Raw genomic sequence first — 13,422 nt, 5'->3', positions numbered from 1 at the left:
ACTGTTTACTGAGTCAAGCCTTAGCTTTTCCAGTTGTTTTTTTTGGTGGTGGAGGAACAGTTGGCTTTCCTGTTGGACCCTCTGAAGGTGCAGCAACATTTGGTTGGCGAGTAGTACGGAAAGTAACATTTACCCCTTCATTGGATTGTTCCAAAACCAGCAGGGGTGTGGGTTTAGCCTTTTGATCCCAGTGCATATAGACAATCCTACCCTGAATCGTTGGCTGTCATGAGTCGTCATCATCTCTAGGACTCAGATAAGTTTCTATACAGTCCATAATTTGGCTAATAGTCGTAGAAGTTGCCTGTGTTGGTAACTTCATTAACCGAATTTGAATCCTAAACAATACTCGCTTGACAATATTAGGTGGTACACCAGTTTCATACTCAACATCAAAAAGCTGGTCTACCTGTCTACCAGTGCTGCTGGCAACTCCTACTTGTCCCTGTTGAGACTGGTCTAGGCGCAGTGCTAAAGAAATTTTATCTTTGATTTTGATTTTAATTTGATTAACAATCGCAAAATAAAATACTTCCTCTGACATCCGCATTCGCAGATAATCAAGGTTAAAGTCCCGCGAGTGGACTAAATCCGGGTTGGTTTCCATGTTGCGAATGGTTTCCAGAGCCAATTTTAATTTTTTTTCTAGTTCTCGCGTGCGAAATTTTTCAAATTTGATGCTTTTTTCATATTTATGGATTAAAACTTGTCCATAAATAATTACACTGATTAGTCCTAACAGCAGTCCTCTACTGGCATACATGAATAAGGATGATGTTGGAGACTCATTGGCTGGTACTTATTGAATTGCCTTTATAGTTTTAGCTTTTGAAGACTGGGCTAGAAAGATGGTACTGAGCATGGTTAGCAAATTAAAATATTTTACTGATAATGTTTAGGATGCCCAAATATTTGGTATCACTTTACTGTATTATCAATCTTTTTTTACATCATAATTCCTTGATTGTCATTTTTCTATGTACAGACACATTAGCAATTCTCATGAGTGGAAGAATATACGTCTCGTAGCCACAGATATGGATGGAACTTTGACTCAAGAGGGAAAATTCACCTCCTCACTGTTGCAAGCTTTAGAGAATTTAGCAGCTACAGGAGTTAAGGTATTGATTGTCACCGGTCGTTCAGCTGGTTGGGTCAGTGGACTCAGTAGTTTGATGCCAGTTGCGGGTGCTTTAGCAGAAAATGGGGGTTTGTTCTATTCATCTCTTAAATTAGAACCACTAACTTTAACACCTATTCCTGATTTAGCTCAACATCGTCAGGACTTAGCTACAACTTTTACCAAATTACAAAGTCAATTTCCGCAAATTCAGGAATCTGCTGACAATCGGTTTCGTGTCACTGATTGGACATTTGATGTTGCTGATTTGACATTAAATGAATTGCAATATCTCAGTAACCTTTGTCAACTTGAGGGTTGGGGATTTACTTATAGTAACGTCCAATGTCACATTAAACCACAAGCACAAAATAAATCTGCGGGACTGTTACAAGTGCTACGCGAATACTTCCCAGAATATTCACTAGAACAAGTTGTTACTGTAGGTGATAGTCCCAATGATGAAAGTTTATTTGATAGTCGTTATTTTCCTATTTCTGTAGGTGTGGCAAATGTGATGAAATATGCCAATCAGTTACAGTATCAACCTACTTATGTAACTAATGCGGCTGAAGGAGCAGGATTTTTTGAGTTATCTAGTTATATTTTGCAAAGCTTGTCAACGTCAAAAAGTTAGATGATTCATAGTAATAATTCAGCAATCAGTAAATTGCTACGCCATTTACAGATTACTGATAGCTAAATTTTTACACCTATTATAACATATTTTGTGTTTTATAAACTAATTTTACCAGTCTGTTAGTTTGTTCTTATCAAAGAATTTCTTGCTACTAGTTAGATAATATCTAGGTTAACTCATGTAACATATATAACATTTTTAGGCTAGAATTTGATTTAAAATCAGTGAAAGTCATTGCTGAATATTGATAGACGCTCGTTATAGCAACACTCAACCTATATTTTGATGAGAACAGTGACAATTTGCAACACTGTATAGTTTTCCCACCAAGCTTTTGGGATTGATATATGGGATCACAATATTCGATATCAGTAATTAATAAGTTAAGGTAATACCATTTTTATTATTTCTTTGCTATTTTGTATTTAACGGGACAGTTATTCAACACACCGTGAGTTTAAATAGCAATTAATTAAGGAATTTATCTGCCTATTACTTGTAAGATATTCCAATTGCAATTTTTTGATCTAGAATTACTAAGGCAACGCAGATTTCTGTAAGATTTTGCATGGTCATCAGCCAAAATGGCAGAAGTTTATCAAGTTTATCAATTTAAAGACAACAGGATGTAGAACTATGATCACCACAAATTCTCAATCTATCATTTTCCCTAACTTGATTAGCCAGATCGAAGCAACCCAACAAACAAGTCATAAATCTGATTTACTACAACCAATACGTCAATGGTTAGATGAAATCGAATTTCACAATCGTCAACTAGCGAAATTGATCGCTAAACTGATTCCTGCTCAATGTCCCTTTGAACGTGATATTGTATTTTTCGGTCGCAAAATTGCCCACATTCCCCCTATGTGCAAACTCAATCCCCTATACGAACAATTTGTAGGCTTGCGTTTTCGCGCATTGTGTTATTTAGTAGATGAATGTGGCGAAGATATTCAATCCTACTGCTAAATCACCCTAGATACAACAACAAATGGAAATTAAGATCGAGCATCAACCGAGTCAAGAGAGCCTCAATCAGTTAGGTGTATACAAATGGGCAATTTGGCAAAAAGAAGTTTCCAAATTCCCTTGGACTTATGATTCTGAAGAAACTTGTTACTTTTTAGAAGGCGATGTAGTTGTTACCCCTGATGGCGGACAACCAGTGCAAATGGGTAAAGGAGATTTAGTAACATTTACTGCTGGGATGTCTTGTACATGGGAAATTATCAAAGACGTAAAAAAACATTATTCCTTTAATTAATTCGGCACTTCTGCACCAAGAGTTAAGATTTATGATCTTTGTCTCCTGGTATAGTTGACGATTTACAAAACAAACATTTCATCATTTACTTGGAGTAAGTCTTGTCTGGAGATTCGCAACGAGTTTGATTAACTCCAGTTGCAATAATTTGCAAATTGTAAATTCAAGTTGTCAATTGTTCAATATTTTCATCACTTGTTGCGACTCCCAAATAATTACCCAAATAATTACAATTACAATTACCAGTTAAAAGTTAAAGCTTAAAAATCATTTGTAAAAATATTCATCAATCAGGAATAACTGATATATAATTATATTTTCCTATTTACATAAGATTTACACAAAATGTTATTACATCTCAGCACCTGGACAGAAGTTGAAACTTATTTACAACAATCTCAGGGAATTATTATTCCCATTGGTTCAACTGAACAACATGGACCTACTGGTTTAATTGGAACTGATGCGATTTGTGCAGAAGCTATATCTCGTGGTGTGGGGGAAACAACACAAGCTATGGTTGCACCAACAATTAATGTGGGTATGGCATTACATCACACTGCTTTTTCCGGTACGATTAGTTTACGTCCTAGCACTTTAATTTTAGTAATCAAAGATTACATTACCTGTTTAGCAAAAGCTGGTTTTACAAAGTTTTATTTTATTAATGGACATGGTGGAAATATTGCTACTTTAAAAGCTGCTTTTTCTGAAACCTACGCACATTTAGAAGATTTACAAATTCAAAACTACCAAAAAGTACAATGTCAAATTGCTAATTGGTTTATGTGTGGTTCTGTATATAAACTAGCGAAAGAATTGTATGGGGATCAAGAAGGTTCTCATGCTACCCCTAGTGAAGTTGCTGTAACTCAATATGTCTATCCAGAAGCTATTAAAAAAGCTCCTTTATCTCCAGAGGTTGCAGGTGGTCATAAAATTTATGGTGCAGTTGATTTCCGGTTACGTTATCCTGATGGCCGTATGGGTTCAAATCCTGATTTAGCAAGTCCTGAACATGGTAAACAATTTTATGATGTAGCTGTTGAGGAGTTGAGTAAGGGATATTTGGAATTTTTGAATCAGGAATGAATCCTGTAGAGATGATTCGTGGATCATTTCTATATTAAAATAAATCAAAGTTGCTGTATCATAAATTTATCAGAAGTAGCAAGCAATAACTAATTTTTTTGAATATGTCATAATTAAATTGTTAATAACTTTAGATAATAACAAGGAGTATAAAAGTATGTATGCTCAATTAGAAGATAGCGATGTAATTGAAAAAGATGAAGATACTGCTGAAGAGGATAGAGGTGATAGTGGAGGTTTATATCCTTATGATCCGACTAAAGCAGATATTGATATTAGAGAAGAACCGCAAACAGTTTTCGAGTTAATGAGAAAATATGATAATGGAAAACTGATAGTTGATCCTGAATTTCAACGTAATCTAGTTTGGACACCAGAAAAAAGAAGTAAATTTATTGAATCAATTATCCTTAATTTTCCCATACCTCCTTGGTATGTTAATCAAACAGTAGAAGGTAAATATATTATAGTAGATGGGTTACAAAGAACATCTACCTTACATCAATTTATTAATGATGAATTTAAATTAATAGGTTTAGAAGCTTTAACTAATTTGAATGGATATATTTTTTCTGCACTTAAAGAGTTACCCGGTGATTATCAAACCAGAATAGAAGATAAAAAACTTAATATATATCTTATTAAACCTTCTGTCCAAGCTAAAGTTGTTTATGATATCTTTAATAGAATTAATACAGGTGGGACAAATCTTGAGCGTCAAGAAGTCAGAAATTGTATATTCTCAGGAAAATCTACTAAACTAATCAAAGAATTATCAGAAACCGACTATTTTAGACGAGCTATTGATAATGGAGTATCTCCCAGAAGAATGAAAGATAGAGAGGTTATTTTGCGCTATCTAGCATTTAAAATTTTTGATTATGAAACAGAATATCAAGGAGATTTAAGTGATTTTGTAGAAAATGCTATGAAAAAACTTAATTTGATGTCAGATGAAAAGATAGATTTATTAAAAAATGATTTTAAAAGAGTTATGAATTTGACTTTCGAGTTTTTTGGTAAGAGAAATTTTCGACTACCCGCAGCACAAAGGAGAGGAAGAATAAATATTGCTATTTTTGAATCTGTGTCTTATTTCTTTTCTATCAACAACGATAAATTTCTAGCAGATAATAAAAAAAATATTCAAGATAATTTTGATAAATTGCTAGAAAATCAAGAATATCTTGATGCTGTTAGATATGCTACAAGTAGTAAAAATAAAGTTATTACTAGATTTAAACTAGCACAAGAAATTTTAGGGAATGTATAGGTATGCTAACTCAAATTGAATTAGAAAATTTTAAATGCTTTAAAGAAAGAACTTCTTTTCCATTAGGACAATTAACACTGCTTACAGGAATTAATGGTTGTGGTAAATCAACTTTGCTTCAGTCTTTGCTGTTAATGAGACAATCTATTGATTATAATGAAAACACGGGTCAAATTTTGTTGAATGGTAGCTGTGTAAATTTAAATAGTTTTAATGATATTAGAAATATAAATAATTCAAGAAATGAAAAAATGATTTTTCAATATTGTTACAATAAATTAGTTTTTCTTTATGTTAATCGTGTTAATCGTAATAAACACACTAAATTTAAAATAAATGGATATGCTAAATACTTTTTGAATGAAAATTCAGAAGATGATATGGTAGGGAAAATTCATAAAATTCAATTCAATGATGAATTGGAACTAAGTTTTTTCCAAGATGAGCATCTTAATAAAATTGATTTATATAAAATAAATTCTGTTTATGAACCTTATTTAAGTAGTTATTTGAATAAAATTATATTAAATTATGATGTTAACGTTTTAGATAACAATAATAATATAAATTCATATAACGGAGGTACTCTCATAAATAATTTAATACCTGAAGAACATTATCTTATGGCTGATTGTATTAGTAATATATATCAGAAACTTGCATTAGAGTGGTTACATAAATCTTTAAACTTTAGTCACATTCATTATATCTCAGCAGACCGTTTAGGACCTCAAGAATATTATTTAAAATCTACTATTAACAAATTTCCTAACGTTGGTGCAAAAGGTGAATTTACAGTTAACTTACTCTATAAAAAAAGAGATGATTTAGTTAATGAAAAACTATGTTTAGGTGAAGATGCAAAAACACTAGCTACCCAAACCGAAGAATGGCTTAACGAAATATTTAATGGTGCAAAAGTTGAAGTTCCCAGTTCTCAAAGTAATATACTCGAACTTTTATTTAATACTAGCACATCAAAAGACCGTTTTAGACCAGCTAATGTGGGATTTGGATATAGTTATATTTTACCAATTGTTGTTTCAGGTTTGATTGCTAAGGAAGGAGAAATATTAATAGTAGAAAATCCTGAAGCACATTTACACCCAAAAGCACAATCACGACTAGCTAAATTTTTGGCTAAAGTTAGTAGTTGTGGTGTACAAGTTTTTATTGAGTCCCATAGTGATCATATTTTAAATGCCTTGCGAATTGCTATTCTTGATGATATTATTACTCATGAAGAATTAAGTATATTATATTTTCAACAAAATCCAGAACAGCCAGTTGTACAAATTCCTGTACAACCTAATGGGGGAATTGAAGAATGGCCAGAAGGATTTTTTGACCAAATGGATAAAGATTTTGCAAGACTTTTCGGGATGTGAAAAATGGAAATATTTATTAATGAGGTGTCTCTAGAGGGTCAGTATCTTAACGAAGCAGAATTTCGAGATGCAGTGAAAACGTTCACTGCTATTTTTGTGTTAATTAATGAAAAAGTTCAAGAAAAAAAGCTTTACAAAGAAGAAATTGATAGAATTAAAATCTATGAGGCAATTAGAGATTCTACATTTTCTACGAGTCTTAATTTACTTAAAGATAAATCTTTAAAAGTAGCTTTTCAAAACATAGTTTTTAATAAATTAAATCCCCAAGAATGGCGTACAGAAAAAGTACATTTTTCAGAAGATTTATTTGATTGTTTAATTAGTGATGATAATTATAAAGATGTTAGTGATACTTCATTAGCTGAAGTTACAGAAAGAAAATTACAAAATCCTGACAGTGAATATTTAATAATCAATTTTCCAAATTCTAGTTTTAGAATGGCGCATCCTGATATCAAAAATACTTGTTTAATTACGATTATTAAAAATAATGATGAAATCAATTTGATATGTTTAGATGGTATAGATAGTAAAGTAGCACTGGAATTTTGGTTAGAACATAAGCTAAATTTAAGTCAATTAGAATATTCTTCAGATAGCGAAAAACCTCCAAGGGATGAGCAGACAATTTTACGAGATAGCATAAGATTTAGAAAAACATCGAGTAGGTGTCAAGAAAGATTTATTTACTGTGAATTGACTACAGGACGTTATTGGTATGTAGATAATTTGCATAATGGTAAAGCTGCTCATTTAGAGGTTTTTGATAAAACAGGTAAAAATCATCTTGGAGAAGCTGACTTAAATGGAAATATTAATTATTCTAAAAGCGATTCAGATAAAACTATAGATGTTTAGTCAGCAAATTTACCCAGGGACGAGCAAGATACTCATCCAACATAAACACATAAAAATTTTGATCGGTGGAGCTTTTTCAGCTTTTAATGTTTTATTAATGCTGGATTGTTGGGCATTTGCAGAACATCATAATGGTGTTTATTGGGCTGTAGCTATGGTACTAAATAAAGTTAAAGTTCCAGCTAATAAACCTGTAATAATTGAGTATTTCATGGCTGTTTTGTCGTGAACATATATGAGAATTGTAAACCCACATAAGTGGGTTTGTCATTTTATTAACTTTGAGCTATACCTTCTTCCCGTGCAGCTTGTTTAACAGCAGCAGCAACTGCTGTAGAAACACGCTCATCAAACACGGAAGGTATAATATGTTCTCGATTTAAATCAGAAGGTTTGACTAAAGAAGCGATCGCATTTGCAGCTTCTAAACACATATTAGTTGTAATTGTTTTCGCTCGACAATCTAACGCTCCACGAAATACACCAGGAAAAGCCAGAACGTTATTAATTTGATTGGGGTAGTCACTACGGCCAGTAGCCATGACTGCGACATTTTTAGGTACTAATTCTGGTTGAATTTCGGGGATGGGATTGGCCATTGCAAACACAATAGCATCCTTTGTCATTGCTTGTACCATTTCTGGTGTTAAAACTCCAGGTCCACTCAACCCAATAAACACATCTGCACCTTGGGTAGCACCTGCTAAAGTTCCTTGTGCTTTAACTGCAAATTCCCTTTTTTCGTCGTTCAAATCTGTGCGATTAATAGAGATAATGCCTTTAGAATCACACATCCAAATTTGTTCTGCGCCGGCTTTTCTGAGTAAACGAGCAACTGCGATCCCCGCTGCACCAGCACCATTAATGACAATGCGGATATTTGCAATTGATTTATGTACTAATTTCAAAGCATTCAGTAAAGCAGCTAAGGTAACAATTGCAGTACCATTTTGATCATCATGAAAAATTGGTATATCTAATTCTGCTTGTAGTCTTTTTTCGATTTCAAAACAACGGGGTGCAGCAATATCTTCAAGATTTACACCACCAAATACAGGGGCGATATTTTTGACTGCTTTGATGATTTCTTCTGTATCTTGGGTATCTAAGCAGATGGGGAAAGCATCTATACCTGCAAATTCTTTAAATAACATGGCTTTACCTTCCATTACGGGTAAAGCAGCACCAGGACCAAGATTACCTAAACCTAATACTGCGCTACCATCGGTGACAATGGCGACGGTGTTTTGTTTAATGGTGAGGTGGTAAACTTCCTCTGGGTTTTCGGCGATCGCTTTACAAATTCTTCCTACTCCTGGTGTGTAGGCCATAGCTAAATCAGAAACACTTTTTAAAGGAATTCTACTAGCAATACTGATTTTCCCGCCCCGATGTAAATTAAAAGTCCGGTCATAAACATCTATGACTTTAATATCAATTAGCTCTTTTACCGCTTGAACAATAGTTTCCGCTTGTTCTGTACTTGCTGCATCTACAGTAATATCACGGATAGACTCTTGGCGGTTTTGTTCAATTAAATCTATTTGTCCGAGATTACCACCACTAGAAGCGATCGCCTGTGTTACAGATGCTAACATCCCCACCCGGTTGGGAATTTGTAAGCGTAGTGTCACACTGAAACTAGAATTAGGAGTGAGATTTGTCATGGTGCGATAGTTAGATTTTGAATCTTAGATTTTATATTGAATTGCTAGTAAAATTGCAACTTTGATAAAAAATATGACATTTCATGTATAAGATTCAGATCCCGGACTTCTTAAAGAAGTCCGGGATCTATCAAATGTTTACTTTATCTTTAAGTAGGTAAATTATTCGGATCAATACCTTGGGAAACTAAAAAAGCTATTAATCTCTCCTTTTCTTCTCTTTCTTGTTCTGCACGTTGTCTTTCTTGTTCTGCACGTTCCCGTTCTCGTTCCGCACGTTGTCTTTCTTGTTCTGCAACTTCTTTTTCTTTAGCAATTTGTTCTAAACCCCAAGGTAACAAATTACCATTTTTGTCCCACCACCTTAACCAATAACCGTTTCTACCTTCTTTTTCACCTTGCCAAATTCCTAAAAATAACCCCATGTTTTCAATCCAATGACGACCATTTTCATCTGGTAATGTCAATTGATATCGGTCGTTTTTTAATTCATAAAATTCTAATAAACCAGCATCAGGTTCAAAAATCACGTATATAGGAACTTGTAAAACCTGTTCATAAAAAAACCATTTTCCTGGCGGATAACTCCGTTTAACAGAATATTCTCCACCATCATTATGAGATAAAAATTCCATGACTATTAAGGGAAATTCACCTTCTAAATATGATGTATAACTTCTACGTTCTGGTAAAACTTCTTTCACGGATGGTATATATAACCAATCTGGTGCTTTCACAACAATTTCACCATTAACTGTCGCACAAAGTCCAAAATTAGAAACTATTAGCATTTCTGGTTTGATAAAACCTGCTATTTCTAAACTTTCCCGTAATGCACCTGCTAAAAGCGGTTGTCCTGTATTTTCCACCGGTTCATCCTCTAACTGAAAATCATCGGGTAAAGCTTCCCAAGTGATTACCAGTTGTTGGACTGTTTTCGGTGCAGTTGTTGGTTCACTAAGTTGGGTTGCCATTTAGATTACCTCTGGTTGATTTATTTTCATTGTATACTAGGAGTCAGGATGTCCAGAATTTGGATTGATGATTTTTGATTGTTTAATATTTTTATTTGTCTGAATCAGGATTTTCAGGATTTTAGGATGTACAGGATCTAGTTTATTAGTTGTTTGTTGGTGGTTGAGATTTGATTTTTTCTGAATCAGGATGTCCAGGATTTGAGGATGCACAGGATGTGATTTATTAGTTGTTTGTTGGTGTTTAATGTTTTTATTTGTCTGCTCAATTATTTATATTTTTTATAATACCAAAATTTAGTAATTGGTCAAATTAAATATTAATTAATTAACAAAATTAACAAAATTAACAAAATCAAATAACCTGTAAATCCTGAAATCACCACATCATAAAAATCAAAACTCTCACTAAAAAACCACATCCTGTAAATCCTAAAATCCTGGATATCCTGATTCAGACAAAATTCAAAATCCTCAAAATCACCACATCATAAAAATCAAAACTCTCACTAAAAAACCACATCCTGTAAATCCTAAAATCCTGGATATCCTGATTCAGACAAAATTCAAAATCCTCAAAATCACCACATCATAAAAATCAAAACTCTCACTAAAAAACCACATCCTGTAAATCCTAAAATCCTGGATATCCTGATTCAGACAAAATCCAAAATCCTCAAAATCACCACATCCCAAAAATCAAAACTCCCACCAAAAAACCCACATCCTGTAAATCCTAAAATCCTGGATATCCTGATTCAGACAAAATTCAAAATCCTCAAAATCACCACATCATAAAAATCAAAACTCTCACTAAAAAACCACATCCTGTAAATCCTCTAATCCTGGATATCCTGATTCAGACAAAATCCAAAATCCTCAAAATCACCACATCCCAAAAATCAAAACTCCCACCAAAAAACCCACATCCTGTAAATCCTCTAATCCTGGATATCCTGATTCAGACAAAAACCCACATCCTGAAAATCACCACATCCCAAAAATCAAAACTCTCACTAAAAACCCACATCCTAAAAATCCTCTAATCCTGGATATCCTGATTCAGACAAAATCCAAAATCCTCAAAATCACCACATCCTAAAAATCAAAACTCTCACTAAAAACCCACATCCTAAAAATCCTCTAATCCTGGATATCCTGATTCAGACAAAATCCAAAATCCTCAAAATTCCCACATCCTGTAAATCCTTAAATCCTGAAAATCCTGATTCAGACAAAATCACCACATCCTGTAAATCATTAACTCCTACCTATAAAGATGTAGCATACAAATGATCGCCAATAATCCCACGAATAGTCTTAACTAACTTACCATAAACATCATCTGATAAAACCGCTTTTGAACCTTCTAACCGCACTTGTTGATTTAAATCAATCCAAGATTTACAACCACCATATTCAGGCAAATAAGGAATATACTGCACTTGGGGTAGTTTATAAGTTCGTAATAACAGAATATATAAAGGTTGACGTGCTTTCCATTTCAGGCGATCGCTAATAAAATACTCGTTCCAAATATGAAAAGGCAATAATTTACTCACAATAGACTCATCCGCTACAGGTAAAATATCCGTAATTTCCGCCCAACTACCAATGCGAGTTGTTTCTGGATGCCATCCTGATGTAACGGGATAAACCAAATCAGCATATTCAGCTTTGAGCATAAAAGATTGTTGATGCTCGTAAGTAGGATGCAGTAAAACCTGTGGATATGCAACAGTAAAGCGTCCTCCCCGTTCATGAATACCACCTTTACGTAGTAACATAATTGTTTGTCCACTTTCTAAAGCATTTACAGCTACGGACCATTCTTTGAGAGCGTGAAAAGTGGTAGTCAGTTCCATGAGCGTCTTTTATTAGGTGATAGGTGATAGGTGATAGGTGATAGGTGATAGGTGACAGGTTACAGGTAATAGGTTAAAAGTTTAATGGTTTCCTCATCAATATCACCTTTTGTCAGAAATTAGAGCAAAATTACAGCAAAATTACAGCAAAATTACAGCAAAACTATGGAAAAACGCACACTGGGTACATCCACCGTTAAAATCACACCCATTTTAATGGGAACTTGGCAAGCAGGGAAAAGAATGTGGGTGGGAATAGAAGATGCAGATTCAATTAAAACCATTCGCGCTGCTTATGAAGCGGGAATAACAACTATAGATACTGCTGAAATTTATGGTGATGGACATTCTGAACAGATTGTAGCCCAAGCTTTGTCCGATGTACGCGATCGCGTGGAATATGCTACTAAAGTTTTTTCCAATCATCTCAAATATCAACAAGTGATAGAAGCTTGTGAACGTTCCCTGAAAAATCTCCAAACTGATTATATCGACCTTTATCAAATTCATTGGCCATCTGGTTCTTTTAAAAGTGAAATCGTTTCCATAGAGGAAACCATGAGTGCCTTAAATCACTTAAAAGAACAAGGTAAAATTCGCGCCATCGGTGTTTCTAATTTTTCCCGTGAACAACTAGCAGAAGCTGCCCAATATGGCAGAATTGATAGTTTACAACCAGCTTACTCCCTTTTTTGGCGCAATGTAGAAACCGATGCCATGCCTTATTGTGTAGAAAATAATATTTCAATTTTGGCTTATTCACCCTTAGCACAAGGATTGTTAACTGGTAAATTTGCCCCAGGACATAAATTTGATCCAGAAGATAACCGATCGCAAAATAAGTTATTTCAAGGAGAGAATTTTGAACGCGCTCAACAAGCATTAGAGCAACTTAGACCAGTAGCCGAAAAACATAATTGTAGTTTAGCGCAGTTAGCATTAGCCTGGTTAATAGCCCAACCCCAAAGTAATGCGATCGCTGGTGCAAGATATCCCCAACAAGCACAAGATAACGCCAAAGCCGCAGAAGTCAAACTTTCTGCTGAAGAAATAGCCCAAATAGACAATATTGGCCGCATTGTCACCAGCCATTTCGACAATACCGGAATTATGTGGGAATGGTGATAGTTGATAGTTGATAGTTGATAGTTGATAGTTGATAGTTGATAGTTGATAGTTGATAGTTGATTGGGAAACATCAAATTGATTACCCAGTCACCAGTCACCAGTCACCAGTTACCTGTCACCTGTCACCTGTCACCTACTCCCAAT

Annotated in this window: 12 protein-coding genes and 1 pseudogene; 9 read left to right on the top strand and 4 right to left on the bottom strand. The window is 34.2% G+C overall.

Annotated elements, in window-relative coordinates; genetic code table 11:
• Positions 1–13: 13 nt before the first annotated feature.
• Positions 14–862: pseudogene (locus tag H6F45_RS11675) on the bottom strand (hypothetical protein).
• Positions 863–977: 115 nt separating this feature from the next.
• Here H6F45_RS11675 and H6F45_RS11670 point away from each other — a divergent pair.
• The 8 genes from H6F45_RS11670 to H6F45_RS11635 all read left to right on the top strand — a co-directional run bounded on the left by H6F45_RS11670 (position 978) and on the right by H6F45_RS11635 (position 7,873).
• On the top strand, positions 978–1,757 hold the full coding sequence (locus H6F45_RS11670; protein ID WP_137667451.1) for an HAD family hydrolase: 780 nt from the start codon (positions 978–980) through the stop codon (positions 1,755–1,757).
• Between the two features lie 639 nt (positions 1,758–2,396).
• A complete protein-coding gene (locus tag H6F45_RS11665; RefSeq protein WP_096567611.1) occupies positions 2,397–2,735 on the top strand; it encodes a Mo-dependent nitrogenase C-terminal domain-containing protein in 339 nt (112 codons plus the stop codon).
• Between the two features lie 22 nt (positions 2,736–2,757).
• Positions 2,758–3,030: a cupin domain-containing protein gene (locus tag H6F45_RS11660; protein ID WP_096567613.1), complete on the top strand. Its 273-nt coding sequence runs from the start codon at positions 2,758–2,760 to the stop codon at positions 3,028–3,030.
• A 345-nt stretch (positions 3,031–3,375) separates the two neighbouring features.
• A complete protein-coding gene (locus H6F45_RS11655; RefSeq protein WP_190347253.1) occupies positions 3,376–4,122 on the top strand; it encodes a creatininase family protein in 747 nt (248 codons plus the stop codon).
• 157 nt (positions 4,123–4,279) lie between these two features.
• Entirely contained in the window at positions 4,280–5,395 is a 1,116-nt protein-coding gene (locus H6F45_RS11650) for a DUF262 domain-containing protein (protein WP_190347252.1), read from the top strand.
• A 2-nt stretch (positions 5,396–5,397) separates the two neighbouring features.
• Positions 5,398–6,783, top strand: a complete 1,386-nt coding sequence (locus H6F45_RS11645) for a DUF3696 domain-containing protein (RefSeq protein ID WP_190347251.1) — start codon at positions 5,398–5,400, stop codon at positions 6,781–6,783.
• 3 nt (positions 6,784–6,786) lie between these two features.
• Positions 6,787–7,644 carry a hypothetical protein gene (locus H6F45_RS26215; protein ID WP_199301802.1) on the top strand — a complete coding sequence of 286 codons (858 nt, stop codon included), beginning with the start codon at positions 6,787–6,789 and terminating at the stop codon, positions 7,642–7,644.
• Between the two features lie 58 nt (positions 7,645–7,702).
• Positions 7,703–7,873, top strand: a complete 171-nt coding sequence (locus H6F45_RS11635) for a hypothetical protein (protein ID WP_190347250.1) — start codon at positions 7,703–7,705, stop codon at positions 7,871–7,873.
• 46 nt (positions 7,874–7,919) lie between these two features.
• On the opposite strand, the gene H6F45_RS11630 is transcribed toward H6F45_RS11635, so the two are convergent.
• From H6F45_RS11630 to H6F45_RS11620, 3 genes are all read right to left on the bottom strand, one after another.
• Complete coding sequence (locus tag H6F45_RS11630; protein WP_096567617.1) at positions 7,920–9,311, bottom strand: malic enzyme-like NAD(P)-binding protein; 1,392 nt, start codon at positions 9,309–9,311, stop codon at positions 7,920–7,922.
• 149 nt (positions 9,312–9,460) lie between these two features.
• Positions 9,461–10,285 (bottom strand): Uma2 family endonuclease, encoded by an 825-nt coding sequence (locus tag H6F45_RS11625; RefSeq protein ID WP_190347249.1) that lies wholly within the window; start codon positions 10,283–10,285, stop codon positions 9,461–9,463.
• 1,271 nt (positions 10,286–11,556) lie between these two features.
• Positions 11,557–12,150: a DUF1802 family protein gene (locus H6F45_RS11620; RefSeq protein ID WP_096567621.1), complete on the bottom strand. Its 594-nt coding sequence runs from the start codon at positions 12,148–12,150 to the stop codon at positions 11,557–11,559.
• Positions 12,151–12,315: 165 nt separating this feature from the next.
• On the opposite strand from H6F45_RS11620, the gene H6F45_RS11615 reads away from it, so the two are divergent.
• On the top strand, positions 12,316–13,275 hold the full coding sequence (locus H6F45_RS11615) for an aldo/keto reductase (protein ID WP_190347248.1): 960 nt from the start codon (positions 12,316–12,318) through the stop codon (positions 13,273–13,275).
• Positions 13,276–13,422: the final 147 nt, after the last annotated feature.

It is taken from the genome of Sphaerospermopsis sp. FACHB-1194 (assembly GCF_014696235.1).
Lineage (GTDB): Bacteria > Cyanobacteriota > Cyanobacteriia > Cyanobacteriales > Nostocaceae > Sphaerospermopsis > Sphaerospermopsis kisseleviana.
This window is presented reverse-complemented; position numbering and strand designations above follow the sequence as displayed.

Bases quoted from the DNA above. Each gene is read 5' to 3' on its own strand.
- H6F45_RS11670 (WP_137667451.1), top strand. From the start codon at position 978: ATGTACAGACACATTAGCAATTCTCATGAGTGGAAGAATATACGTCTC.
- H6F45_RS11665 (WP_096567611.1), top strand. From the start codon at position 2,397: ATGATCACCACAAATTCTCAATCTATCATTTTCCCTAACTTGATTAGC.
- H6F45_RS11660 (WP_096567613.1), top strand. From the start codon at position 2,758: ATGGAAATTAAGATCGAGCATCAACCGAGTCAAGAGAGCCTCAATCAG.
- H6F45_RS11655 (WP_190347253.1), top strand. From the start codon at position 3,376: ATGTTATTACATCTCAGCACCTGGACAGAAGTTGAAACTTATTTACAA.
- H6F45_RS11650 (WP_190347252.1), top strand. From the start codon at position 4,280: ATGTATGCTCAATTAGAAGATAGCGATGTAATTGAAAAAGATGAAGAT.
- H6F45_RS11645 (WP_190347251.1), top strand. From the start codon at position 5,398: ATGCTAACTCAAATTGAATTAGAAAATTTTAAATGCTTTAAAGAAAGA.
- H6F45_RS26215 (WP_199301802.1), top strand. From the start codon at position 6,787: ATGGAAATATTTATTAATGAGGTGTCTCTAGAGGGTCAGTATCTTAAC.
- H6F45_RS11630 (WP_096567617.1), bottom strand. From the start codon at position 9,311: ATGACAAATCTCACTCCTAATTCTAGTTTCAGTGTGACACTACGCTTA.
- H6F45_RS11625 (WP_190347249.1), bottom strand. From the start codon at position 10,285: ATGGCAACCCAACTTAGTGAACCAACAACTGCACCGAAAACAGTCCAA.
- H6F45_RS11620 (WP_096567621.1), bottom strand. From the start codon at position 12,150: ATGGAACTGACTACCACTTTTCACGCTCTCAAAGAATGGTCCGTAGCT.
- H6F45_RS11615 (WP_190347248.1), top strand. From the start codon at position 12,316: ATGGAAAAACGCACACTGGGTACATCCACCGTTAAAATCACACCCATT.